Below are 21,810 nucleotides of genomic sequence, written 5' to 3' on the forward strand. Positions count from 1 at the left end.
ACTGAACTCTGTTGATTCAGAATGCCTTAAAGCCTCGGTCTGCCGGGGCTTTTGTTTATCTGCTCTTTAAGGTGCGACGGCGCCACCAAGGGTTAAATTGCTAGGCCATTTGGTGATCCTGTTACCACCTAAATAGATATTCCCTTTCACCGTCATTGTGTCTGGAAATACTTTCAGCGCTGATCCTCCAATATAAAGATTACCATCAACCACCAATCCTTCAGGAAGTTCAGAAATGGGAGTGCGAATAACACTTAGATCACCTTTTACTCGAAGTTTAGCTGGAAGCGCTTTTAACGGTGTATCTGTCAGATTTAGGTAACCGCCTAGTTTGATGCCTTTAGGCCAGTTTTCGATCTTACTACCTAGTAGGTTTGCATAGCCTTTTATCTTTGTTCCTGAGCGAATAACTTTGAGTGCGCTGTTAGTTGCTTCCAGACTGCCTTCAACATCAAGCCCTTTAGGCAAGGTTTTGATAGGGGTTTGTGAGATGTTTAAGTTGCCCTTTACCACTAGGCCAGAGGGGAGTTGGGTGTAAGGCTTGTTTCTAAGATCAAGATTGCCGTAATTATCGATGTGACCAAACTTAGAATAGTAATCTAGCTCATATGCCAAAGGAGACGAGCAGAGCAGGATTGAAGTAATGCATAGGGAAACAAAACGCATAGTCAAAGAGTTAGTTAAATACCGAGATCAACAGGTGCTTATCTTATACTTAAATAAACCTATTATGCATTTTTTGCTCACAGTTTTTGATTCATAACTTAAATATTCAAATTAGAGATACACGTTAAAAGTGTGCGCTTCTTTACTGAGCTAAGTAACTTCAAGCTTACTAAAATGAGATAAATTAAATGATTGAATGTGAAGCAGACCCAAGTGTAGAGGTGAGAAAAATATCAGTAGATATTTGAATAATATGAGATTCTTCCAAGAACTTCACAAGGGTCCTTGTTAGTATTATTGAGGTTTGAGGGAGATTTTCATGAAGTTAAAAAGTGTATCTATTTTTACCGCTGGTGTTTTTGCAGTACTGCTGTCGGGTTCCGTTTTTGCTAAATCATACAGTACACCAGAAAACAAAGCGCTAATAGTTGCTGACGGTAAGGTAGGTCAGCGTATCTGTTACTACGATGATAAAGCCTACACCACAGGGGCCGTGATTAATGTTGAAGGCGTATTACTGATGTGTACCGCTGAGAACGATTTTGAAACCAATGGCTCGTTAAAGTGGGTCGTGTTCAAAAAAGATAAATAAACGCGCCGAAGTTGTCTGTTTCATTTAGAGCGGTTTAAGATTAAGAGATTGGAAAAATAAAAAGCGAGCATCATGCTCGCTTTTTTCATTAACGCGCGAGTGAGCGAGTTTTTAATTCAAAGATAAGTTTTTCAGCACTTACTTCAAATTTGAATCGAGCCGTCGCTTGGTTCGATTCTTCGGTTATTTCTGAAACATTGTATTCAACATCAGCACATACTGATTTAGCGAGCTCGATGTATTTTTGTAGTTCAGACTCTAGCTCTGTTTTTGTCTGTGCGAAAACCGTTACGTCGGCAACTTCGTCACCTTCTTTGATGATAAAGCCAATCTCGCCAGCACAGCCGCAGGCCTCACATACTTGGTTTTTTTCTAATTCGACACTCATAACGAATCCTCTTGTAAATACTAAGGGTATTCTATCAGGTATTTGATCTGTATCTACAAAAATGACGACTTTTGCGTAAAAAAGGAACAGAATAGGCACTTGTTAAGTAAGGGTTAAAGATTGGATTACTAAATCATCAAGAACGTTAATGTGATATATATCAACATTTAAAATCAATTAACGAACATAGTGACGAGATTTTGCTCAGTCCAGTTGAACTAATGGTTAATTTATAAGACTATTTCTTGATTGATTATTTTTAATAATTATCATTCTTGGTCTTTGAATAGTTTCGATGAATAATTGGCGCAAGGTTTTGATGAGACTAACTTTTCGCCTTATTTTGAGTAGCATGTATTGACAAAAACATAACTGAAAATTACACATTACGCAGTGTAAAGACGTTATGGTTTGGAACTCGACATGATATTAAATAGTCGCAATACATATACCCAAAGCGCTTTCAAGTGCAGCGCTTAGCAACCTGATTTCTAGGTTTTCGCTAATCGAACCGCATCGGCGAGCCGGGTATAATGCTAAGAATGATTTCATTCTGGCCTCATTTAATAGTGAGTTAGATGGATTTACAAAGAGAAGAGCTTAAAATATGCCAAAGCGTAGTAAAGAAGATACCGAAATCACTATCCAAAAGATCATGGATGCCGTTATTGATCAGCTACTCAGATTAGGTTACGACAAAATGTCGTACACGACGCTAAGCCAGCAGACAGGTATATCGCGTACCGGTATTAGCCATCACTTCCCTAAGAAAACGGACTTCACCGCCGCACTGGATGGCCGTATCTTTAAAATGTTTATTGAACACTTAGAGTTTGATAAAGGATTAAATGCATTTTCACAAAGTTGGATTAAAGCGCTGGAAGATGCTGAGTTTCTCGCGATTTTACGACTGCTATTCCATCACATTGTCACCGCTGAAAATGCGCAAGAATTTGCTGCTAATGGTATTGACCGCTTATACAAAATGGTTGAAAGCCAGTTTGGTGCGGGTGGTGACAAAGAGCTTGAGTGGTTGATTGGTCGATCATTGATCCAAATGAGCAAGTAATAGCCTTTAAAGCACCAAATTCTGCCACTATCAAAGCAAAGGCCCGCAACTCTCATATTGCGGGCCTTTGTCGTATCGAAGTGTTTTAGAGACGGCTTAGAGGAGATACGCTTTATGCTGCGGCATGCACTTGAGGGAAGTCTAGCGTCGGATGTTTTGTCACAATAGATCGATAGCCATAAACTTGCTCAATGCGCTCTGACGTTAGTGCATTCCATGGCGTGTCATCACAAACTAGTTTCCCGTTATGCAAGAGTACAAGGCGGTCTGCGTACTGAGAGGCTAGATTCAAGTCATGTAACACCACAACCACCGCTGCGTTTTGTGCTTTTGCCGTTTCACGAGCAACCTTTAACGTGTTGTGTTGGTGGGCGAGATCCAACGCTGAGGTAGGTTCATCAAGCATTAAGATTCGTTTTTCGCCAGATTGATGTAGTTGTGTCATCACTCGTGCTAGATGCAGTCGTTGCTTTTCTCCACCAGATAAAGACGGGTACAGGCTTTCTGCTAAATGCAATACGTCGGTTTGTTCCATGTAATGTAAAGCCAGTTTAGTGGTTTCTTTATTGGACAGTGATAGCGGTATTGCCCCCAGCTCTACTACTTCTCTGGCTAGAAATGGGAAGGTTAAGGTGCTGTGCTGCGGGAGCATTGCAATATGTTTGGCGCTTTTTTCAGGCTCCCAATCATGCTTTTGTTTACCGAAGTAGGTGATGTGATGATTCGAAGAGATCTCACCGCATAGAAGCTTGAGCAAAGTACTTTTACCTGCGCCATTGGGGCCGAGTAGGGCGGTCACTTCACCAGCTCGGATATCAATGTTGATGTCATCGAGCACCACACGGTTGCCATACGTCATCGAAATGTTTTTCCCCGATAAAACGATCTGGTTCATTACAAAATCTTCCCTTTTTGCTGGAACAATAAGTAGATGAAAAAGGGCGCGCCAATCAATGCGGTCACGATTCCAACTGGTAATTCAGCTGGTGCCACGGCAACACGAGCAAACATATCTGCGGCAGTAAGAAGCAGTGCTCCCATTAAGGCAGATATTGGTAATAGCGTTCGATGGTCAGGCCCAGCGAGCATGCGCCCTAAGTGAGGAATCACGAGCCCAATAAAGCCAATTGCACCACTGATGCTCACCGTAATACCAACACCCAGTGCAGAAAGTAAAATAAGCTGACGTTTGAGTTTTTGAACCGGAACTCCTAAGTGTCTTGCTTCTGATTCCCCTAACAACAGAGCATTCAGCGCCATCGACTTCTTCTGGAACCAGAGTAATAGGATGACGAGTGTTACAGCAGATAGAGCAATCCCTGACCAATTTGCACCAGCTAATGAGCCCATCGACCAAAGCGTCAAGTCTCGCAGCATCTGATCATCTGCGATAAAGTTCATGTAGCCAATCGCAGCACCCGAGAGCGCACTGATGGCAACGCCGGCTAACAACATAATTGTAACTGAGGTACCAAACTTACTTGTGCCGAGTTTATAAACGAGAATAGTCGTTAGTGCACCGCCAAGGAAAGCAAAAAGAGGCAGAGCCGCTAAGTTCATTAGTTGCGGATAGTTTTGGCTAAATTCAGCAAATACAACAATAGCGAATGCACCACCAAGAGCAGCGCCAGCAGACACACCAATGATACCAGGCTCGGCTAATGGGTTACGGAACAAGCCCTGCATAACCACACCACAAATTGCCAAAATGGCGCCGATGAACATACACAAAATGGTGCGAGGCAATCGGATTTCGTTAATGACCAACTGAATGTGAGGAGCGAGATCAGAACTGCCTCCCGTTAGGCTACGCAAACTGTCAGCAAAGCTAATGTTCATTGGGCCAACGGTAATAGAGGCGATAGCAATAAATGCTAAAAATCCACTAAGCACTGATAACGTCGTTGAAAGGGGGATGCGTCTTAACAACATGTCATGTCTCTATGGGTAAAGCAGTGCATTCAAGCGTTTAGCTTCTGCAAGGCTTTTAAGGCCCAAACCACCTACCAGAGCATGGCCATCAATCGTTATGATGTCTTTGTTCTTTCCAGCGGGTGTTGCAGCAAGAAGCGGCATTGCTTTTAAAATTGCATCGGCACCACCCAACGTTTCATAGCTGCGACCACTAACAATAATCACGTCAGGCTGCATCTCTACCATCGCTTCTGTGGATAGAGGCTTGTAAGACGAGAGTTGTGTAGCGGCTGGGTTTTGTCCGCCGGCGAGTTGAATAATTGCATCGGGTGTCGTTTGTGAGCCCGCAACATTTGCAGGTCGCCCTTCATGGATCAGCAGAAAGAGCACTTTCTTTTTCTTTGCTTGATTAGGCTGGTTTGCATTGAGTGCTTGTACTTGCGCCTGGACATCTTGCTTTAAGCTTTCAGCTTGAGCCTTGCGATCCATAAGGTTCGCAATTTGATCAATACGTTGATAAAGGCCCTCGACATTTGCATCAGTATTAACAATTTCTACCTCTACGCCAGCCGATTTCAATTGGCTCAATGTTGTTTTCGGCCCCATCTCATCAGAACCAATGACTTTTGTCGGACGTAAGGCGAGCAACCCCTCCGCTGAAAGACGACGATGGTAGCCCACTTTAGGCAGTTCCATCCCTTTTGGTAATTGACTGGTGACGTCGATAGCAACCAAGCTATCTTTAGCGTCGAGTTCAAGCAAGAGTTCAGTGACGGCGCTGCCTGCGCTAACAACGCGCTCTGAGGATGGCGTTGCATTGGCAAAAAGTTGACTACTCGCAAGTAGGGAAATAGCTGCCGTGACAACAGCATGAATAGTGATGCGTGTGTTCTTCATTTTGAAAGGATCTCTATCTTACTTATTTTTATGATGGCTCTTCAGTGAGTAACTGAGTTGCTTGAATTCCGTTTTCTTGTAAAAAGCCGAGAAGTTGTACTAGCGACTGAATATTCGCGGTTTTTTCTGCTCCAATTACAATCGGTTTATCGCTTGACTTACTCTCTTCTAACAGCGCGAGGGTAAAGTTGTCCCAATCGATATATGTCTTGCCGTTAATAGCCCAGTAAGGCTCGTCTTTAAGAATATTTACCGTGATGGATTGCTTATCGACATCTGCAACAGCCTGAGATTCTGTGCTCGGTAAATTGACGTCTAATGAATCGAGTTTGACCGCTGCGGTTAACATCAGGAAAACCATGACGATAAAAATAATGTCTAACAGCGGTGTTAAATCGGGGGTTAAACCGTTACGACTATTTTCTTGTGGTGTTTTAATCATTGACTTGCGGCCTCAATCTTCCCAGAAGAGCGCAGTGTTACTTTTGAGTGGTCTGGCGAGACATGCTGTAACGATATACCTTCAAGCCATAAGTTGACGTAGTTTAAAGTGTGCTCAAGCTTGGCGATTACACGATCCGCCCACAAACCAATGATCTGCGCTCCTGAAATAGCAGGAAGTGCGATAATGAGACCCGCGGCAGTGGTGCGCATAGCAAGACCTAGGCCGTCAGCCAAATCATTCGGAGTGATATTCCCCGTTGAAACCGCGATGCCTTTGAACATGTCAATTAGGCCAAGTACCGTACCAAGCAAGCCAATTAAAGGACTGATGACACCAATCAGCGTCAGCAAACGAAGGCCGGAATGCAGCTGATGGCGTTTTTCTTGCAGCCAAATACCTGCGGCATCTTCTCTTAAAGATTTCGAGAAAGAATGATGAGCAAGCAACATCGCAACACCACGGTACAGAAGCGGCCTCTTATTCGACAACTCTTCAGCAAGTGCTTCAAGCTCGCTCCCATTTGTTGGGTCTAATCCTGTGAGCTTTTGGCGAATGGCTCGCTTTCCTACACCAAGGCTAATTAACACATGGAATAATCGCTCGGCGATGATCATCACGGTTAGAGCTGAGCAAATGATCAAAGGCCATGTCATCAGCCCAAATTGAGTTTGTAATTCTTGTAGTTGTTCCATTATCCATCCAACTTAAAACGAACAGGTACTTGTACTCGGTGAGCGACTTTTAGCCCACCTGAAATATGTGGTGTAAATTGCCACTGTTTGATCGCACGAAGTGCTGAGGCATCTAGCGACTCTGTGCCGGAAGACTCAATCAAAACCTGTTTAATCTGGTTACCATTCTCATCTAGCCATATCTCATACAAGGCTACACCTTCAATACCGCGTCTTTGTGCAGACCTTGGGTAACGGGGTTGTGTTGGTTGACTCACAAACGTTGGTTTGTCGACCAAGACAGGCTGAGATGTTGCCCCTTTGGATTGGCTCGCAGGTGCGGATTGTTGAGCTACCGTCTCTTTCTTCACCGGTTCCGTTTTTTTCTTTGGTTTCGCTTCGGGCTGAACCTTTTGCTTTGTTACGGTTTTGGTGGGCTCGACCGCTTTAGGTTTAGATTGTTTAACCGGTTCTGGTTTTTTCTCTACTACCTTCTTCTTAACAGCGTCTTTCTTGACGACCTGTTTTTTTACAATCTTCTTTTCTGGTTCAGGTTGGTCTTGAGGCTGCTCTTTTGGTGGCGCTACATTTTCTGGTGTAGATTTTTCGACAGCGGGAGGAGCAGACACAAGATTTAGACTTACCGAACTTGCTGGGTTTCCAGCCGGCATCGCGAACACCTTTGTCTCTTGAGAAACAAAAAGAAGTGCGGCATGGATGGCAAGGGAAGCACCTCCTGCAATGACATATCTTTGTACGTTCACGGAATATCTCGGGAAACTATGAAAACTTGGGCAGATTATTACTTACAATAGAAATAAGATCAATTATCAATTGCATTATCATTACGCTCAAATTATGATTCTTGCAGAATTTTTAAGATCAGCTTCCATCCCTTACATGATGGGAGTTAAGCGAGTATATATGAGCGTCGATATCGATAAGCTTGATGAATCAGTGTTGGGCAGTGATAGTCCTGATCCATTGCGATTTGCTTTTGTTAAGAAGCATTCTGCACATGCCGGGGGAGCGAGCGTACCTGTGCCCTCGTCTCAACAACAGGCGATTTTTTCGAGTATTACGGCTAACTCAATTAAAGTGACCAATAAACGCTGTCTTTATATTCATGTTCCGTTTTGTCGCGTTCGTTGCACTTTTTGTAACTTCTTTCAAAATGCTGCAAGTCGCACACTGGTTGATGAGTACTTTGAAGCATTAATGCAGGAGCTTAGAGAGAAAGCGGCATTACCTTGGACACAAAATGGTATTTTTCACGCCGTATATATCGGGGGCGGAACGCCAACGGATTTATCTCCAGTACAGGTTCGTGTGTTAGGCCAGGCTATCCGAGACCACTTTCCTTTGGCTGCAGACTGCGAAATCACCTTAGAAGGTCGCATCAATCGTTTTTCTGATGAGTTGTATCAAGGCGCTTTAGAGGGTGGGTTTAATCGTTTCTCTTTTGGTGTGCAAAGTTTTAATACACAAGTGCGCCGCAGCGCAAAACGTTTAGATGATAGGGAAGATGTCCTCAAACGAGTGAGCGAGATCGCCAAAGAAGACAAAATTCCGGTCATTATCGATTTACTCTATGGCTTACCTTATCAAACCAAAGAAGTGTTAGAGCAAGATTTAAATGATTTCCTCTCGACTGGCGCACACGGACTGGATTTGTATCAGTTAGTGGTTGGCGGGTCAGCTCCCATGCTCAACCTCGTAGAAAAGGGAAAAATCCCGCCACCTGCGACCACACCAGAAAAAGCGGGAATGTATGAGCTCGGTGTGAACTTTATGGCCAAACACCATATGAAGCAACTGAGTGTGAACCATTGGGCAATCGATAACCGCGAGCGTAGTTTATACAATAGTTTAGCCAAGACTTATGCAGAGGTATTGCCAATTGGCTGTGGTGCTGGAGGTAATATAGGTGGCTACGGGATGATGCAACACCGCACACTAGAGACCTATATTAAAGCGGTCAAAGAAGGTCAAAGCACCATCGCGATGATGATGAAGCAAAGCCCTCTAGAACCACTTTTTTCTACACTCAAATCTGCGTTTGACCGTGGCATTGTTCAAGCAAATCAACTTCCATCATTTATGGGAGAGGACGCGTTCGGGTTTTTATTGCCTCTATTTAAAGTGTGGCAAGCGAAAGGCTTAGTACAACTACATGAACGTAGCGCAGTCCTTACTCTTGCAGGCAGCTTCTGGGCAGTGTCATTGGCTCAAAGTTGTATTCAGGTACTCACGTCGGAGATGAACGAAACCGTACCGAAAGCATCCAATAATTAATGAAAACAAATTGAACAAAAACGGAAGACACAATGGAATCAATCAAGCAACAAGTTGAAGTATTACTAGAGCAAGAACCACGATTATTGCCAGCTGCGATGGCAGAGCGTCTTGGCATTTCCGAGTTTGAGGTTGTTGCGGCTCTACCTCAGGAAATGGTGGCTATTGCACCAGGAGAGCAAGCGCAAAGCATCTTAGAAAGTTTGGTTGGTTTTGGCCCGGTGACGACCATCGTCCACTCTTTTGGTTCTATCTTTGAAGTTAAAGCGCCGTTTCCAAAAGGAAAAGTGGCGCGTGGCTATTACAATTTAATGGGTAGAGAAGGTGAACTGCACGGCCACCTTAAATTAGATAACGTTAAAAATGTCGCATTAGTCAGTAAACCGTTTATGGGTAGAGAGAGTCACTATTTTGGTTTTTTCTCAGAGTGCGGAAGTAATATTTTCAAGGTTTATTTAGGCCGTAACGAAAAGCGCGAGTTGATTGAAGAGCAAGTCACCGCATTTCGCGCCCTACAAGCCGAATTAAAAAAGTAATCACAAACATAATCGAGGCTTAACTCGAATACTAATTAGTAAAGTCAGGTATCAATATGGATCAACAAGTTAAACAAGAGCGTTTGCAAGGTCGTTTAGGGCCAGAGATCAAAGAGTTTCGTCAGGAGCGCCGTACACTTCAGCTTGCAACTGTCGATGCAGAAGGTCGCCCGAATGTAAGCTACGCGCCTTATGTCCAAAACCAGGGAGGTTATTTCGTTCTCATTTCTAAAATCGCTCGTCATGCCCGTAACCTTTTAGAAAATCCAAATGTTTCATTGATGATGATTGAAGATGAAGAGTCTTCAAAGCAGTTGTTTGCTCGTAAGCGCTTAACTTTTGATGCGGTAGCAAATGTAGTTGAGCGAGACACAGAGATGTGGCAACAAGTTGTTGGACAAATGAAAGAGCGTTTTGGTGAGATTATTGATGGTCTAAGCCAGCTAGAGGATTTCGTTTTGTTCAACTTAAAGCCAGAATCGGGGCTATTTGTTAAAGGTTTTGGTCAGGCGTATCAAGTGTCTGGTGATGATTTAGTCGATTTTGTTCACCTTCAAGAAGGTCACAAGAAAGTCGAAAGTGCCTGATTGTAAACCGATCATATGAATGTCGATCATTTGGCATAATGAACGTTTAAAGGGAGTTAGGTTATACTGACTCCCTTTTTTATATTGGAACAAAAGCATGAAACCTGTAAGCAAGGAATTGAGCGAGATTTGCTATCCGTTTATTTACGATGACAGTCCGGTTTGTGACTTTGAAATTACAGCAGATGAACTTTGTAGTCGTATTGGCCTTGTTCTCGCTATGGAGTTGGACGAGTTTAGCCGCGATATACTGACAAGAATGCAGCCTAATGTTTATCATCTAAATGGTTCGGTTCGCGGAAAATTAGCGATTACAGAGACGGAAGTTGAAGAGTTAAAGGCCGATTATGCTTTGCTCAAGCAACGCATTGATGGTGGCTTCAAAGGCTTTGTTCTACCCGGAGGGCACCCGGCAGCCAGTCAATTGCATTTGTGCCGTTGCCAAGCTAAAAAAACGGTACGAGCATTAGTTGCCGTTGAACATACAGGTAAGAAGCAGCCCGCACCTATTTTGTTTCGATACGCGAACTTATTAGCGAATGTACTTTACAGCCTAGCTTCTTATATTAATCATACTCATCAAGTCAAAGAGACGGAATTCGTTTCTCGTAGTTACGCGATGCCAAAGAAGTGAGCTGAGAAATTAGCGGATGTGAGCATCAGGGGTAGGACAAGCACTGCATTATATTCTCAAATCAACTCGTCCAATAAGAGTTAAGAAGTCATAGCTTTGGCTTCTAGCTCTTTTGCTCCGCGAAGCATCGCTTCGATTAGTTCTCCTGCATTGAATTTCTCAAGTGCCTCATGCGCGCCAACTTGGTGAGCTCTGTCTACACAGATTTCGCTCGATAACGATGTGTGTAAAATGCGGTATGAATGGTTCAGAGAGGAATTATTCTGAACTTCAAATGCTAACTCATAACCGTCTAATCCGGGCATTTCAATATCGCTGACCAGAATATCAATTGGGCGATGAGCCGCAGCGTCACTTTTCATCAGTTCCAATGCATCTAAACCATTTTTACAGATTTGATACCCAATATTGATGCTATCGAGTGCGTCACACAGCTGTTTACGAGCGATGGAAGAGTCATCCACCAATAGAATACTGAGTGCTTTTAGGCGTTCTCGCTCAATATCTGTCAGCATTGGTATCTTTGAATTCTCGTACTGCGGATAAATTTTGGAAAGTAGCAGTTCCACATCCAGCATTTGAACAGTTTTGTCCTCGTAGCGAGTAATTCCAGTCACGAAAATATTTTTTCCAGCGCTCGGAGGTGGCGTTTCAATAGCTTTCCAATCGCACTCAATGATCTTCTCTATACTACGAACCATAAAAGCAACCACGGTTCGCAAGCAATCTGTCACGATCAAGTAGCAGCTTTTATATTCTTCTTCACTTATAGGACGAAAGCCAACAGCCGCTGACATATCGATCACTGGTACTGTTAAGTTACGTATCGTAACGGTTCCAATGACGTGATGATGCGAGTAAGGGATCTTCGTCGTTGGCATGTATGGGACGATTTCACGGACTTTTAGCGTACCGATAGCGAAACTCTGTTGCAGGGTGAGCTTAAACATCAACATGCCCTGAGACTGATTCGCTTTGCTAACGACTTTTGCCATGAAAATAACCTTATAAATACCACCGAATTGTGTCTAATCTAATCTTATCAGACGAAGGCTTCAACCATCGGAGAGACAAATGTGAGCTTTTTAGACAATCTTTTAGAGAATAGTGATTAACTGAGCAAAACTTGTTTGTATTTTAAACTCATTATGTAGACGATTTTATATTCCTCGTGTATTTGGGCCTTTACCGCTGAGCTATTATTAAGAAATGTTTGGTCTGTTAAAAAGGATTGGGTACACTTGCGCGACCAGAATAGTGAGAGATAGATCAATGGCAAATACAGCAGCCGCATTACATATTCTTGTGAAGCACAAAGAGCAAGCGGAAGACATAATCAAGCAACTGAAAAAAGGCGCAAAGTTTCAGACATTAGCGAAGAAGTATTCAACTTGCCCGTCAGGCAAACGCGGTGGTGACCTTGGTGAATTCCGCCGTGGTCAAATGGTACCTCAATTCGACAAAGTGTGCTTTTCTGGCGAAGTGTTAACGCCGCATCTAGTTAAAACCAAGTTCGGTTGGCATGTTGTAAAAGTACTATACAGATTATGATGCACTTATGATCTGTGAGTTAATATGAATAATAACAAAGCATTAGCTGTACTATATGTTCGTTTTTCGACAAAAAAGCAGGAAGCTGGTGACAGTCAACGTCGCCAAATCGAGAGTGCGGAGCAATGGTGTGAACGCAACAACGCCGAGCTTTCAGCTCAAACGTATGAAGATTTAGGCGTCTCTGCGTTCAAAGAGGGGGGCAAACGTCCAGCCCTTGAAGATCTGATTAACGCGATACGCATGGGTAAAATCCCACGTGATAGCTACTTGCTGATTGAAGACCATGACCGCTTAAGTCGACGTGGTTGGCGCTACACTCAAGACCTTGTATATCAGTTAGTTCAACTAGGCGTGCGTTTAGTAATGCTGAAGACTGGTGTTGTTTACGATGCAGACAACATCAACAACATTGCTGATAACATTGTATTGATGATCTCGGCTGAACGGGCGCATCAAGAATCTGAGCGCAAGTCACACCTCATCAAAGCAAGTCGCGAGAAAGCCCGAAGAGATAAGAAGGTTACAGGGAAGTTACCTGCATGGGTATCAAGAGACGGTGACGGCTTCACTTTCAACGACAAGAAAGCGACAATTCAAGAGCTTATCAACTGTAAACTATCTGGAAAATCCCACCAATCAACCGCCAAACACCTCAACTCACTTAAAATGACAACTGGAAATGACTCTGCTTGGTCTGCAAGTGGTGTACGCGCTATCGTTCAAAATCATGCACTTTATGGTGCAAAAGCTTACTTTGACACAGGCAAAGATGGTCGAATGAATAAAGAGCCGATTGAAATCGTGTCTGACATTTTTCCCGCCTTGATTACGTATGAGCAATACCAAGTTTTGAATAAAAGACAACAAGCAGGAAGAACATCTAAACGCGGTGCGTATTCAAGGTTGTTAAAGTGTGGTGCTTGCGGTGGAGCAATGACTACTCGAACGAGTAACTACAAAGGGAAACCTCGCGCTTACAAGATGTGTGTCAAAGCGACTGAAGGGAGTTGTAACCAAGTTGAGCGTATTCGAGAGCCTGAAGTTTATCTGAATGAAGCTCTTCACTATTTGAAATATGAATCTAGTTCAACTCTATACGTAAGTAGAACTTCAGAGTATCAACAACGACTTGAAACGCTAAACGCTACAGTAGACTTGTTAACAAAGAACGGAAACATAGAAGCACTGGCTCGTGTCTATACCGATATTAAAGAAGTCTCGGACTTGATAGAAGAAAGTAAAGTACTCGACCAGAATAACGTAGATGTAAAAGTTGATTTTAGTCTTATCTCAAGTATTGAAGATGTTGAACAACGTAACATTGAGTTGAGAAAGGTTCTCCGAGAGATACGTTTCTACTGTATTGAAAAAGTTGGTCAAACAAGTAAGTGGAAAATCGTGATTGAACAGATCAACGGCATCAAGAAGTACCTTGTTTTAGACCAGAAATACGGGTTTGGGAATACAGTAGTAGACTACGCTTCGTTGTTGACACAGGGAACAGAAGACAACAGGGAACCATGGGAAATTGAAGACTCTGAAGAATGGGAGTCGTATAGCTACTAGAACAATACAACCAGTTTAATAGAGAGCTTCGGCTCTCTATTGCTCAAACAACGAATTAGCATCGGTGCGGAGCACGACACACAAATCCCTAATCATCTCGTCGGTTACTCGAATCATTCCACTTTCAATCTTGGCAAGCTTACTACGTGTCATATCAATGCCACGCAGACTACATTCACGCTCTACATCTGCTTGAGACCAATCCCTACTTAACCGTATCTCTTTGATTCTAATGCCAGTAATGTTCTTTTTTTCTGTGACTTGGTTCATGATTTCTTCTGCACCATTATGGGTGCAGATAGGGTTACATATAAGATAAAGATGAATTGCACCCATATGGGTGCTTGATGTTTTTATTTGAGGTGTTTATGAACAATGAAGTGAAAAAAGTGCAATTTATTAAAACTGGTGTAGTCAGTGCGTTATCGGTAGTTGTATTGGCTGGCTGTCAAACTACTACAGTGCAGAGAAGTGCTGAGAAGCAAATTGAAGACAATCGATATCAATTTGTTAAGAACCCTAAAACGGTTGAAGAAGTATTTGGTGACATGACTTGTAACGAGTTTATGCAAATAGACAAAGGTCAGAAAGTTGAACGTTTTGGCGATTTGAACTCTACTGGGTTATTAATAAAACAACGTAATGCGGCTTATATTACTAATTCAATGTTGGCTGCCATTCATTGGGACAAGCGCAGATTCAATCACCCATACGGCAATACGTTGAGTGCTGAAACTACGAGAGAGTGCTTAAAAAAGGGTAGTGAGTCACTTGTTCATCAAGTGATTTCAGAGTCTAAGTTTTTAACACCAGATGTGATGACCGATCACGGCGACTACAAAGTAGCGAGTACAAATGATGTTCTTTATGCTGTGTATACAGGTTCTAAAGAAAGAAACGCAGTACTTCAAGTGATTCCTAGCGCTATACCTAAAAAGGGGAGCCGAGAATATAGAAATAGAGATAAAATAGCTAAGATTAACTCATTCTACATTCATACAGATATTAAGTGTGAAGACATGAATTACTACAATGTTTTGCCTAGTATCAACAATAAAAAGTATTACGTTCAGAACACTTGTGGTGAAAACAAAAGAATGCGTACGTTCGTTAGATACAATGCTGGTGATAAGTCTGCTTTGAATCTTCATGAACTCATTTCAAAAACGAATGACGACATCGTTATTGATTATGATGGAATGAAAACCTATCGTTTTAGTTCAAAGGGTTATACTGCTGCTTTGAATCAAGGAAGAAAATTAAATCAAGTGTTTCAGTTTGGCTATGAAGATGAATGGTTTAATTACAAAGTGAAGCAATCTGCTTTGTTAAACAAGTAAAAAACAAGACTCGTCTTTATTAAATTTTACTTAATTAACGTCGTATTCAATAAAAGCCGCCTAAAATGGGCGGTTTTTTATTGGTTTCAATCTGTTGAATAAATATATCTGTATTAATGAACAGGTTGAACAAGTATGAAAAAAGAAAATCTTCATTTCACTGATAATGAGAAAGCCAAAGAAGCAGGGCGACGCAGTGGTGCTGCGAGGCGCAAGAAAGCCGCGGAACTACAAAAGCTAGAACGCAAAGCAGAATTGCGAGACATCGAAAATCGAGAGAAGAAGTTAAAAGATATGTCAATGCCTTTGACTGGTGCTGGTGACATCGACACAAGTCAAATTCTTAAAATGGTGTTGTCTGGTGCGTTTGGTGTAGTACTAGCTGAAAGAGCAATCACAGCGATCTGTGAAGCTGAAATAAAACGAGTTACTAACCGTGCGTCCAAGTTGGAATTATCAATCATCAATGACTTGTCGCGGTCGGAAAAAGAAGCTCTTCTTGCTTCACTTGAAGCTGATTTGGAGGCGCTATGAGTTTCTTAAATTTAGTTCGAACTAACAGTAGCAAAGAAGAAGATGAACAGGGATGGACTGGCAATTCTCTTGATTTGTTGAGAATGGTCGGTTCTTTAGATGAGTATCGTCGAGAACAGCTTAAAGACCAAGAATACCAAGAAGAAGCTGAGAAACGAATCAACGCCATTCGAGAGAAGATGAAACAACACGAGCAAATTCGTTTGGTGTCGCAAGAAGAAGCGTTACTTGAGCAATCAGAGCGAGAACGGAAACGTAGAGAACTACTTGAACAATTGGGTGGTATAGATGAATAGATTACTAGCTGGGTTGTTAGTCATTGTTATGCCTTTAGCGATTTCAAATATTTCGTTTTCAAATAACTATGGTGAACTGCATTCAACACTTGATACTCTGGCGACACAGCAAGAAGTGGTGTTGGAAAGAACAGATATCATTCTTGATGATATTGATCTTGTAAAGGCAACGACTAAACACAATGGTGAGCGAATTGAATCACTTGAAAGACTTCTTGCCGATTAAACTAAGCCCTCGTAGAGATACGGGGGCTTTTTGTATTCATTTGACTACTGTCTAAGAACACACTTAGATGAATACGGTAACTGTATTCATTACGGTTGCTATCGGCCATGAATACAGCCTATTGTAGTCGTATCTAGAGTTCAATGAATACGGTGAGTGAAATATGAGCAAGGTCGGTTACATTCGTGTGTCTACGGTACAACAAAATATAGTTCGACAATTGGACGGTGTTGAACTTGATAAAGTGTTCGTCGATAAATGTAGTGGTTCAACAACTGATAGGGAAGAACTCAAGCGTTTAAAAGAGTATGTACGTGAGGGTGACACGGTTGTTGTTCATGATATCTCACGTCTTGCTCGTGATATGAAAGACCTACTAGGTTTGATTGAGTTCTTTAACAATAAATCAGTAGCGGTTCAGTTCATTAAAGAGAATATGTTGTTCAGTGCTGACAAAAGCAACCCAATGAATGAGCTATTACTGAACCTACTAGGATCTGTCTATCAGTTTGAGCGTCAAATGCTTCTTGAACGTCAGGCTGAGGGTATTGCTAAAGCAAAAGCGGCAGGTAAGTACAAAGGTCGTACTGCCACAGTAGATAGGCAAGCTATCATTGATTGCCTCGAAAGCGGGCTATCGATTCGCAAAACTGCTCAGAAGCTAGGTGTCGGCGTGTCTACGGTACAGAGAGTAAAAGCAGCAGTTTAACGACACTCTTGTACAAAGTGAAATAGCAGCATAGTGCCGCTATTTTTGTATATAAAGCCGAATAAATGTGAAGTTAATCGATAAAAGTTAAGTTTGTATTTGGTATGTTCAATGCTTTTATTTGTTGAGTAGTAACATGAAGTTAAAGCAATCAACGTTAGACGCAATCAAACGCTTGGGTAAAATTAATGATGGGCTTATTTTGCACGAAGGAAAACAACTTAGATCGCAAGATAACCTTAACAAGGTTATCGCGTATATTGATATCGAAGATGAGTTTCCACGTACATTCGGTGTGTATCATGTAGAAGAGTTTTTGAAATCGATCAAGCTGGTTCATGATGCAGAACTTACTTTCGAAGATACACACGTACTGATTACGAACAAAGAAGGAATAGAACTGGTTTATCAATACGCTGACACTGATTTCGTCACCGAAGCTCCTGAAAAGGTGAACTTCCCGTATGTAGATCCGCAATCTCACGATGAAGATTTTATTAACTTTTCTATTGATTATGATGCCATCGAACAAGTTATTAAAGCTTGTAAAACTCTTGGTCTAGGGCATATTCGATTTTACTCAGAATCAGAGTCTGAAACCATTTATATCTCTGCATACGATAGGTCAGGTTCGAAGAAGCACACATTCAAAATTCCACTTGATAATTTTGATTCAAAGCGTGTCGTTGAAGCCGTTTTTCATCTTGATAGATTAACAATTCTAGCTAAAGGTGACTACTCTGTAAGTATACACACGGCAGGTATATCTCAATTCAAAAATGACACTCACACTTATTATCTAGCGACTGAAGCCGTTTAAGAGGACTACAAAATGACAGAGCAATTGAATGAAGTAGAAGAAAATAAAGAAGTCGAATCTAAAGATAAAGACCAGCAACTAAAAGACTTACTGCAAGAAAACGAAAACGCACTAAAGGCACAGCGAGAGCGAGACGAAAAAATCGCGAAACTTAAACTTTCAATAAAAGAAGATGCGTTAGATGAATTCGAAGAAACGTACCATAATTTGAATATAACACCGCAAGATTTAGCGAAGCGCTTCGGGTTTAAAATTGCTGAAGAGAAAGAAAAAGTTGAGCCAGAGAAGACAAAAAGTAAACGCAAAACTCAAGAGCATATTTCATTCTTGTATATCAAGGACGGTGTTCAATACGAACGTAAAAGCTCAAGCCCTAGAACATTTCTAGTAGAACCGTGGAAGTCGTTACTATTCGACGGTAATATCAATGATCATTGCACGTTGTGGTATGCAGATGTTCCTGAAGAAGAAATTAAAGTTAGTGGTAAGTATGACGAAGCCGTTAAGACTGTCAAAGTTACACGAAAGTACTTTACTCAGGCTATGATTAATGACGGGGAAAAACTACCAGAGAAGAAAATCGACATTGAACGTATTGATAATAAAGTAATTCAAGATGTTGATGCATTAAAGGCTTCAGTTCGTTCAATGATGTGAAATGGACACTACGTTAATGACGAAAAGCTAATTCGTCTACTGGTTCAAAATCTAAACAAAGTGAAGAAGCAGTATGTCAATCAACTAAAAAATAGCCTTGATGTACACGCTTTTGATAACTTCAAGAAACATTCTGATGATGTCGGTTTAGACTACGGGGCAGGGGTTCATACTTATGGTCAAGTTAATGCTGACGATATACTTTCAAATTATGTTGAATGGTATACGTATTTTGATGACTCAGTACTTGCTGAAGAGTCATTTAGGAAAGCTCATGACGATAGCAAGATCTGGTGTGACATTGAACCAAGTGAAGATGAACTAAAAGACGTAGTACAACCTGATTTAAATGAAGTTCGTTTAGAGCTTTCAAAGTCTCGCAAACTTAAATCTGCCGCTGATAGCTCAAATGTCCAGTGGTAACGATAGCCCCGAGAGTTCGGGGCTTTATTCGTTTTACATTCACGGTATAGATTTACACATCTTTCTTTAAAACCAAAACACAATGATAAAGGAGTGCTTTGATGATATGGTTCAGGCTATGAACTTCACGAAATAGAAGAAGCATTTTTCTCAAGAAGAGCATAAAGCTCATTTCAATAGTTTTATCTCTAGTCAGACCTTCTTTAGCCGAACTGTATGTGATGATTTGAGTCGCTTCGTCGTATTCATACTTGTAGTGCGCTATGCCATTCCTTAAACGCGTGTCTATAGCATTTTCATCAAAATTGAAGAAAGAGTTATCTATAGCAGCGAGTTTTCTTCCTAAGTCAACGTTGGCATATTCGGCTAAAGAAGAAAATTCTTTTATCACTTTATCTTTTTTATTTATTCGAATTTCGTCTGAAAACAAATTGAAGTCACCTCGATGTATCAAATTGTTTAAACCTGCGACTAAAACTAGTTGTCTTGAATACACTTCGGCGAGGTCTTTATATGTATTATTACAATTGTCGAAGCTTTCTGTTGAAACTCTAGCAGGAACGTCACCAAGTTCTTCTTCAGAGTAGTCATAATACAAAGCTGGGCGAAGAGGTAGTTCTAATTTAATTAATTTAGGGTAAAGGCTTATACATTCATGGTGAACTGTCTTTAGAAACCCTGTTTTGAGTAGACTATCGAAGAAGGCGTTTAAGTTTTCGTTGTGTTCAGTATACAATGTAGAAAGCAATTTCGGCATCCCCTTACTTAGTTCAGTATTGTGTTCATGCACTGTAAGAGGAGAAGACATAATCGAAGTAGCAGAATACAGAGCAGCAATAACATCTTCTTTTTTGTGAGACTTGAGTTTTACAAACTCTAAATCAGCAAGGCTTTTAACTACTTTCTCAAATGCCTTTATGTCGTCACGTTTGTATTGAGATATTAGTCTACGCAAGTTTCGGTGTTGACCACTTAATCTATTAAGCAAATCTAAACGAGTAAACAAATGGCGATAAGAATCTTGTCCTATTGAATGGATAACACGCATAAACGCAGTATTCCCTTGCTCATAGTTACCGAATGACACTGGAAAGTCTAAGTGTAGGTCTATAAAAGGGTTCTCACCTGAAAATAGACCTTCAAAGTCTTTTATTTCAGTAGCACCTTCAAGATCACCACAGCCTAGAGTGAAAGTAATTTGCTCGTGACATTCTGGACACGCGAACTGAAATGGTTGGACTTGACGGTTAGACATTCCAATACGGCAGTCGATTAAGGTATCGCAAGTGTCACATTGAAAACGAGTACAGATATTCATGTTAAATCACAGATTGTTATGCTTTAACGTCAATTTTTCTCGTTTGTAAGCCTCAGTCAAGTGAAAAATGTATAATTAGTATAAGTATTCTTGCTAATGTGACCGGTAATAACTTTTACATAGAACCGTCCCATTTTTAATATTTTCAAGGCTCTATCTGTTCTTCAAGCATTTCAAATTGCGCTTCCTCTTCAGACCAGTTTTTCTCAGCTAAGGCAGCACTGGCTAAGCGGTATTCTTCTTCGGTGATAATGTCTTCGGTTTGTTGAAAGTTTTCATTGCAGAACATCAAGGGATAAAACTGAGTAATTTTCTCAATCGTGAACCTATCTGGCAGCAGTCTCATGCCTTTATCAAGTAGCTTAACTAGGTCTTCAATGTATTCAACATGCTCAGGTTTAACTAATGGCTTAATCGTTTTTAGTAAGTCTCGGTTGTAGTTAATCGCTAATGAACTGATCATTTTGTCGATTCGTTGTTGGTCTACTTCTGGATCATTCTCGAATAAAGCTTCAATCTCATTCTCTTCGACGAGAAGTTCAATTTCTTCTACTTGCCAGTTCAAAGTTAGACTAGCCTCAACAGGAATACGTTTTGGTTTCGACTCAAGCACTTCTTGTCCCTCGTTGTTATTTTTAATAATCGATAGTATTTCGTCTTTTGAACGACTAAATGTATCGCAAGCATTCTGGACAATTGCGTCGAAACTGAGTTCATCATTGATTAAAAGAGTTGAAGTCTCTTTTAGTTTGCCGTGTACGTTTTTTGCGTCACCGTTATGAACTTCACCTATTTTGTTTTTATCAACACATGTAACACAAGCTATTTCAATTTCATGAGTATTGATATCGGCAAATAGTACTTGGGCGGTAGTCGCGTCAAGAGCAATAAAGTAATTGCCAGTAGCTGCCGTATATAAATCGGAAGTGCTGTGTAGTTTACGGGAAATCTTCTTAGACAGTTGATCATGCTTTGAATCAAGCTGTTTATCTTTGCGGTCGTACTCAATCAATGTACGGACATTCAACTTATCGGTTTTGTTCAAAGTTACACGTTTGACCAAGTCTTTGTATGCGCGTTGACCTGTTTGTTCTTGCAAACGAACTTGAATCAAGTTGTTATTGGTGAATAGTGTTGCTTTTTTAGTTAATGATTGATTCATTTTTCTTCTCTCTATTCTCTTTGGAATTTGTGTTAGATAGTTTGGTGTCAGTTAAGTCTGCAATGATTCGGGTAATTGATTTGTTGTTGTATTCAGGTAGTTCTTGTAGTGCTTCAGCTATAGCAATTGGAATGCTGACTTTTAAGTATGCCTTATCTCTCATTTTCAATTTCTCTCACGATTTTGTAGATAGTCGATGTTGATATTTTGTATTGCTTGCTTATCTCATCGATGGTCAATTCGCTGTTCAAGTACAAGTCGTAAATGACTTGCTTTTGTTCTGAGGTTCTACGTGGCTTTCTGATTCTCATCTTTTCAATTTCTCTCTTTTTCATGTTCTTACAATTCTATTTATATCGATGAAATCGATGAACGATGTGGTTTTAGTAAAAAAGTTGAAATTATTTTCAAATAGACAAGGTGAGGAAGAGGAGTGGGTTATAACTTCGCGTACGTTTTGACGTACACTTTGACTAAATCTCGCGTACGTTTTGACGTACACTTTGACTAA

General features: G+C 41.1%; 29 protein-coding genes. 16 read left to right on the top strand and 13 right to left on the bottom strand.

All coding sequences use genetic code 11. The annotated features are described in order from the left end of the window. Window positions 1-66 precede the first annotated feature (66 nt). Window positions 67-666, bottom strand: a complete 600-nt coding sequence (locus R7R78_RS05285) for a hypothetical protein (protein WP_025998668.1) — start codon at window positions 664-666, stop codon at window positions 67-69. Window positions 667-985: 319 nt separating this feature from the next. Here R7R78_RS05285 and R7R78_RS05290 point away from each other — a divergent pair, with 319 nt between their 5' ends. After that, window positions 986-1,258, top strand: coding sequence for a YnjH family protein (locus R7R78_RS05290; RefSeq protein ID WP_005375306.1), 273 nt, complete (start codon window positions 986-988; stop codon window positions 1,256-1,258). 88 nt (window positions 1,259-1,346) lie between these two features. On the opposite strand, the gene R7R78_RS05295 is transcribed toward R7R78_RS05290, so the two are convergent. Then, complete coding sequence (locus tag R7R78_RS05295; RefSeq protein WP_005375307.1) at window positions 1,347-1,646, bottom strand: YfcZ/YiiS family protein; 300 nt, start codon at window positions 1,644-1,646, stop codon at window positions 1,347-1,349. Window positions 1,647-2,253: 607 nt separating this feature from the next. Here R7R78_RS05295 and R7R78_RS05300 point away from each other — a divergent pair. After that, window positions 2,254-2,715 (top strand): TetR/AcrR family transcriptional regulator, encoded by a 462-nt coding sequence (locus R7R78_RS05300; RefSeq protein WP_005385033.1) that lies wholly within the window; start codon window positions 2,254-2,256, stop codon window positions 2,713-2,715. Window positions 2,716-2,827: 112 nt separating this feature from the next. Here the strand turns inward: R7R78_RS05300 and R7R78_RS05305 are convergent, their stop codons facing one another. Genes R7R78_RS05305 through R7R78_RS05330 form a run of 6 tightly spaced genes read right to left on the bottom strand, consistent with a single transcriptional unit; the run spans window position 2,828 to window position 7,406 of the window. Next, complete coding sequence (locus R7R78_RS05305) at window positions 2,828-3,610, bottom strand: heme ABC transporter ATP-binding protein (RefSeq protein WP_225473217.1); 783 nt, start codon at window positions 3,608-3,610, stop codon at window positions 2,828-2,830. Next, window positions 3,610-4,647, bottom strand: coding sequence for a FecCD family ABC transporter permease (locus tag R7R78_RS05310; protein WP_005375318.1), 1,038 nt, complete (start codon window positions 4,645-4,647; stop codon window positions 3,610-3,612). Before R7R78_RS05310 ends, R7R78_RS05305 begins: the two co-directional genes overlap by 1 nt. A 9-nt stretch (window positions 4,648-4,656) precedes the next feature. After that, complete coding sequence (locus tag R7R78_RS05315; RefSeq protein WP_205461280.1) at window positions 4,657-5,526, bottom strand: hemin ABC transporter substrate-binding protein; 870 nt, start codon at window positions 5,524-5,526, stop codon at window positions 4,657-4,659. A gap of 28 nt (window positions 5,527-5,554) precedes the next feature. After that, window positions 5,555-5,968, bottom strand: coding sequence for an ExbD/TolR family protein (locus R7R78_RS05320; protein WP_005375322.1), 414 nt, complete (start codon window positions 5,966-5,968; stop codon window positions 5,555-5,557). Further along, entirely contained in the window at window positions 5,965-6,663 is a 699-nt protein-coding gene (locus R7R78_RS05325) for a MotA/TolQ/ExbB proton channel family protein (RefSeq protein ID WP_017821236.1), read from the bottom strand. Before R7R78_RS05325 ends, R7R78_RS05320 begins: the two co-directional genes overlap by 4 nt. Then, window positions 6,663-7,406 carry an energy transducer TonB gene (locus tag R7R78_RS05330; protein WP_025998667.1) on the bottom strand — a complete coding sequence of 248 codons (744 nt, stop codon included), beginning with the start codon at window positions 7,404-7,406 and terminating at the stop codon, window positions 6,663-6,665. The genes R7R78_RS05325 and R7R78_RS05330 overlap by 1 nt, the downstream gene beginning before the upstream one ends. Before the next feature lie 160 nt (window positions 7,407-7,566). Between R7R78_RS05330 and hutW the strand changes: the two genes are divergently transcribed. The 4 genes from hutW (at window position 7,567) to R7R78_RS05350 (ending at window position 10,694) form a co-directional block, all read left to right on the top strand. After that, entirely contained in the window at window positions 7,567-8,937 is a 1,371-nt protein-coding gene (gene hutW / locus R7R78_RS05335) for a heme anaerobic degradation radical SAM methyltransferase ChuW/HutW (protein WP_225473219.1), read from the top strand. Window positions 8,938-8,969: 32 nt separating this feature from the next. Beyond that, a complete protein-coding gene (hutX, locus tag R7R78_RS05340; protein ID WP_132936320.1) occupies window positions 8,970-9,473 on the top strand; it encodes a heme utilization cystosolic carrier protein HutX in 504 nt (167 codons plus the stop codon). A 56-nt stretch (window positions 9,474-9,529) separates the two neighbouring features. Further along, entirely contained in the window at window positions 9,530-10,060 is a 531-nt protein-coding gene (gene hutZ / locus R7R78_RS05345; protein ID WP_225466685.1) for a heme utilization protein HutZ, read from the top strand. Window positions 10,061-10,157: 97 nt separating this feature from the next. Continuing rightward, on the top strand, window positions 10,158-10,694 hold the full coding sequence (locus R7R78_RS05350) for an ATP:cob(I)alamin adenosyltransferase (protein ID WP_225473221.1): 537 nt from the start codon (window positions 10,158-10,160) through the stop codon (window positions 10,692-10,694). Window positions 10,695-10,774: 80 nt separating this feature from the next. On the opposite strand, the gene R7R78_RS05355 is transcribed toward R7R78_RS05350, so the two are convergent. Further along, a complete protein-coding gene (locus R7R78_RS05355) occupies window positions 10,775-11,689 on the bottom strand; it encodes a chemotaxis protein (protein WP_005385059.1) in 915 nt (304 codons plus the stop codon). Between the two features lie 214 nt (window positions 11,690-11,903). Here R7R78_RS05355 and ppiC point away from each other — a divergent pair, with 214 nt between their 5' ends. Both ppiC and R7R78_RS05365 read left to right on the top strand, forming a co-directional pair. Then, window positions 11,904-12,245: a peptidylprolyl isomerase PpiC gene (gene ppiC / locus R7R78_RS05360; protein WP_225473223.1), complete on the top strand. Its 342-nt coding sequence runs from the start codon at window positions 11,904-11,906 to the stop codon at window positions 12,243-12,245. Window positions 12,246-12,269: 24 nt separating this feature from the next. After that, a complete protein-coding gene (locus R7R78_RS05365) occupies window positions 12,270-13,814 on the top strand; it encodes a recombinase family protein (protein ID WP_194592247.1) in 1,545 nt (514 codons plus the stop codon). 36 nt (window positions 13,815-13,850) lie between these two features. Here the strand turns inward: R7R78_RS05365 and R7R78_RS05370 are convergent, their stop codons facing one another. Further along, window positions 13,851-14,084: a helix-turn-helix domain-containing protein gene (locus tag R7R78_RS05370; protein WP_158155404.1), complete on the bottom strand. Its 234-nt coding sequence runs from the start codon at window positions 14,082-14,084 to the stop codon at window positions 13,851-13,853. Between the two features lie 98 nt (window positions 14,085-14,182). Here R7R78_RS05370 and R7R78_RS05375 point away from each other — a divergent pair, with 98 nt between their 5' ends. The 8 genes from R7R78_RS05375 to R7R78_RS05410 all read left to right on the top strand — a co-directional run bounded on the left by R7R78_RS05375 (window position 14,183) and on the right by R7R78_RS05410 (window position 18,819). Then, the gene (locus tag R7R78_RS05375; RefSeq protein ID WP_225473225.1) at window positions 14,183-15,154 is read left to right on the top strand and encodes a hypothetical protein; all 972 of its coding nucleotides are present in this window, start codon (window positions 14,183-14,185) and stop codon (window positions 15,152-15,154) included. A gap of 135 nt (window positions 15,155-15,289) precedes the next feature. Further along, window positions 15,290-15,688 carry a hypothetical protein gene (locus R7R78_RS05380; protein WP_086046709.1) on the top strand — a complete coding sequence of 133 codons (399 nt, stop codon included), beginning with the start codon at window positions 15,290-15,292 and terminating at the stop codon, window positions 15,686-15,688. Beyond that, window positions 15,685-15,984, top strand: a complete 300-nt coding sequence (locus R7R78_RS05385) for a hypothetical protein (protein WP_225473226.1) — start codon at window positions 15,685-15,687, stop codon at window positions 15,982-15,984. Before R7R78_RS05380 ends, R7R78_RS05385 begins: the two co-directional genes overlap by 4 nt. Beyond that, the gene (locus R7R78_RS05390; protein WP_080532015.1) at window positions 15,977-16,210 is read left to right on the top strand and encodes a hypothetical protein; all 234 of its coding nucleotides are present in this window, start codon (window positions 15,977-15,979) and stop codon (window positions 16,208-16,210) included. Before R7R78_RS05385 ends, R7R78_RS05390 begins: the two co-directional genes overlap by 8 nt. 163 nt (window positions 16,211-16,373) lie before the next feature. Further along, entirely contained in the window at window positions 16,374-16,919 is a 546-nt protein-coding gene (locus R7R78_RS05395) for a recombinase family protein (protein ID WP_225473228.1), read from the top strand. Window positions 16,920-17,055: 136 nt separating this feature from the next. Then, window positions 17,056-17,739 carry a hypothetical protein gene (locus R7R78_RS05400; RefSeq protein WP_086046713.1) on the top strand — a complete coding sequence of 228 codons (684 nt, stop codon included), beginning with the start codon at window positions 17,056-17,058 and terminating at the stop codon, window positions 17,737-17,739. Between the two features lie 12 nt (window positions 17,740-17,751). Then, complete coding sequence (locus tag R7R78_RS05405) at window positions 17,752-18,396, top strand: hypothetical protein (protein WP_225473229.1); 645 nt, start codon at window positions 17,752-17,754, stop codon at window positions 18,394-18,396. A 60-nt stretch (window positions 18,397-18,456) separates the two neighbouring features. Beyond that, the gene (locus tag R7R78_RS05410; RefSeq protein WP_225473231.1) at window positions 18,457-18,819 is read left to right on the top strand and encodes a hypothetical protein; all 363 of its coding nucleotides are present in this window, start codon (window positions 18,457-18,459) and stop codon (window positions 18,817-18,819) included. A 52-nt stretch (window positions 18,820-18,871) separates the two neighbouring features. Here R7R78_RS05410 and R7R78_RS05415 read toward each other — a convergent pair whose 3' ends face one another. The 3 genes from R7R78_RS05415 to R7R78_RS05425 form a co-directional block, all read right to left on the bottom strand. Next, window positions 18,872-20,074 (bottom strand): hypothetical protein, encoded by a 1,203-nt coding sequence (locus tag R7R78_RS05415; protein WP_225473233.1) that lies wholly within the window; start codon window positions 20,072-20,074, stop codon window positions 18,872-18,874. A 208-nt stretch (window positions 20,075-20,282) separates the two neighbouring features. Continuing rightward, window positions 20,283-21,299 (bottom strand): hypothetical protein, encoded by a 1,017-nt coding sequence (locus tag R7R78_RS05420; protein WP_205390842.1) that lies wholly within the window; start codon window positions 21,297-21,299, stop codon window positions 20,283-20,285. After that, a complete protein-coding gene (locus R7R78_RS05425) occupies window positions 21,280-21,462 on the bottom strand; it encodes a hypothetical protein (RefSeq protein ID WP_016791685.1) in 183 nt (60 codons plus the stop codon). Before R7R78_RS05425 ends, R7R78_RS05420 begins: the two co-directional genes overlap by 20 nt. Window positions 21,463-21,810 lie beyond the last annotated feature (348 nt).

This window comes from Vibrio sp. 2134-1 (assembly GCF_033339495.1).

What these genes read in the sequence shown, in the direction of transcription:
- R7R78_RS05285 (WP_025998668.1), bottom strand. Translation starts at nt 666, where the DNA reads ATGCGTTTTGTTTCCCTATGCATTACTTCAATCCTGCTCTGCTCGTCT.
- R7R78_RS05290 (WP_005375306.1), top strand. Translation starts at nt 986, where the DNA reads ATGAAGTTAAAAAGTGTATCTATTTTTACCGCTGGTGTTTTTGCAGTA.
- R7R78_RS05295 (WP_005375307.1), bottom strand. Translation starts at nt 1,646, where the DNA reads ATGAGTGTCGAATTAGAAAAAAACCAAGTATGTGAGGCCTGCGGCTGT.
- R7R78_RS05300 (WP_005385033.1), top strand. Translation starts at nt 2,254, where the DNA reads ATGCCAAAGCGTAGTAAAGAAGATACCGAAATCACTATCCAAAAGATC.
- R7R78_RS05305 (WP_225473217.1), bottom strand. Translation starts at nt 3,610, where the DNA reads ATGAACCAGATCGTTTTATCGGGGAAAAACATTTCGATGACGTATGGC.
- R7R78_RS05310 (WP_005375318.1), bottom strand. Translation starts at nt 4,647, where the DNA reads ATGTTGTTAAGACGCATCCCCCTTTCAACGACGTTATCAGTGCTTAGT.
- R7R78_RS05315 (WP_205461280.1), bottom strand. Translation starts at nt 5,526, where the DNA reads ATGAAGAACACACGCATCACTATTCATGCTGTTGTCACGGCAGCTATT.
- R7R78_RS05320 (WP_005375322.1), bottom strand. Translation starts at nt 5,968, where the DNA reads ATGATTAAAACACCACAAGAAAATAGTCGTAACGGTTTAACCCCCGAT.
- R7R78_RS05325 (WP_017821236.1), bottom strand. Translation starts at nt 6,663, where the DNA reads ATGGAACAACTACAAGAATTACAAACTCAATTTGGGCTGATGACATGG.
- hutW (WP_225473219.1), top strand. Translation starts at nt 7,567, where the DNA reads ATGAGCGTCGATATCGATAAGCTTGATGAATCAGTGTTGGGCAGTGAT.
- hutX (WP_132936320.1), top strand. Translation starts at nt 8,970, where the DNA reads ATGGAATCAATCAAGCAACAAGTTGAAGTATTACTAGAGCAAGAACCA.
- hutZ (WP_225466685.1), top strand. Translation starts at nt 9,530, where the DNA reads ATGGATCAACAAGTTAAACAAGAGCGTTTGCAAGGTCGTTTAGGGCCA.
- R7R78_RS05350 (WP_225473221.1), top strand. Translation starts at nt 10,158, where the DNA reads ATGAAACCTGTAAGCAAGGAATTGAGCGAGATTTGCTATCCGTTTATT.
- R7R78_RS05355 (WP_005385059.1), bottom strand. Translation starts at nt 11,689, where the DNA reads ATGGCAAAAGTCGTTAGCAAAGCGAATCAGTCTCAGGGCATGTTGATG.
- ppiC (WP_225473223.1), top strand. Translation starts at nt 11,904, where the DNA reads ATGTTTGGTCTGTTAAAAAGGATTGGGTACACTTGCGCGACCAGAATA.
- R7R78_RS05365 (WP_194592247.1), top strand. Translation starts at nt 12,270, where the DNA reads ATGAATAATAACAAAGCATTAGCTGTACTATATGTTCGTTTTTCGACA.
- R7R78_RS05370 (WP_158155404.1), bottom strand. Translation starts at nt 14,084, where the DNA reads ATGAACCAAGTCACAGAAAAAAAGAACATTACTGGCATTAGAATCAAA.
- R7R78_RS05375 (WP_225473225.1), top strand. Translation starts at nt 14,183, where the DNA reads ATGAACAATGAAGTGAAAAAAGTGCAATTTATTAAAACTGGTGTAGTC.
- R7R78_RS05380 (WP_086046709.1), top strand. Translation starts at nt 15,290, where the DNA reads ATGAAAAAAGAAAATCTTCATTTCACTGATAATGAGAAAGCCAAAGAA.
- R7R78_RS05385 (WP_225473226.1), top strand. Translation starts at nt 15,685, where the DNA reads ATGAGTTTCTTAAATTTAGTTCGAACTAACAGTAGCAAAGAAGAAGAT.
- R7R78_RS05390 (WP_080532015.1), top strand. Translation starts at nt 15,977, where the DNA reads ATGAATAGATTACTAGCTGGGTTGTTAGTCATTGTTATGCCTTTAGCG.
- R7R78_RS05395 (WP_225473228.1), top strand. Translation starts at nt 16,374, where the DNA reads ATGAGCAAGGTCGGTTACATTCGTGTGTCTACGGTACAACAAAATATA.
- R7R78_RS05400 (WP_086046713.1), top strand. Translation starts at nt 17,056, where the DNA reads ATGAAGTTAAAGCAATCAACGTTAGACGCAATCAAACGCTTGGGTAAA.
- R7R78_RS05405 (WP_225473229.1), top strand. Translation starts at nt 17,752, where the DNA reads ATGACAGAGCAATTGAATGAAGTAGAAGAAAATAAAGAAGTCGAATCT.
- R7R78_RS05415 (WP_225473233.1), bottom strand. Translation starts at nt 20,074, where the DNA reads ATGTCTAACCGTCAAGTCCAACCATTTCAGTTCGCGTGTCCAGAATGT.
- R7R78_RS05420 (WP_205390842.1), bottom strand. Translation starts at nt 21,299, where the DNA reads ATGAATCAATCATTAACTAAAAAAGCAACACTATTCACCAATAACAAC.
- R7R78_RS05425 (WP_016791685.1), bottom strand. Translation starts at nt 21,462, where the DNA reads ATGAGAGATAAGGCATACTTAAAAGTCAGCATTCCAATTGCTATAGCT.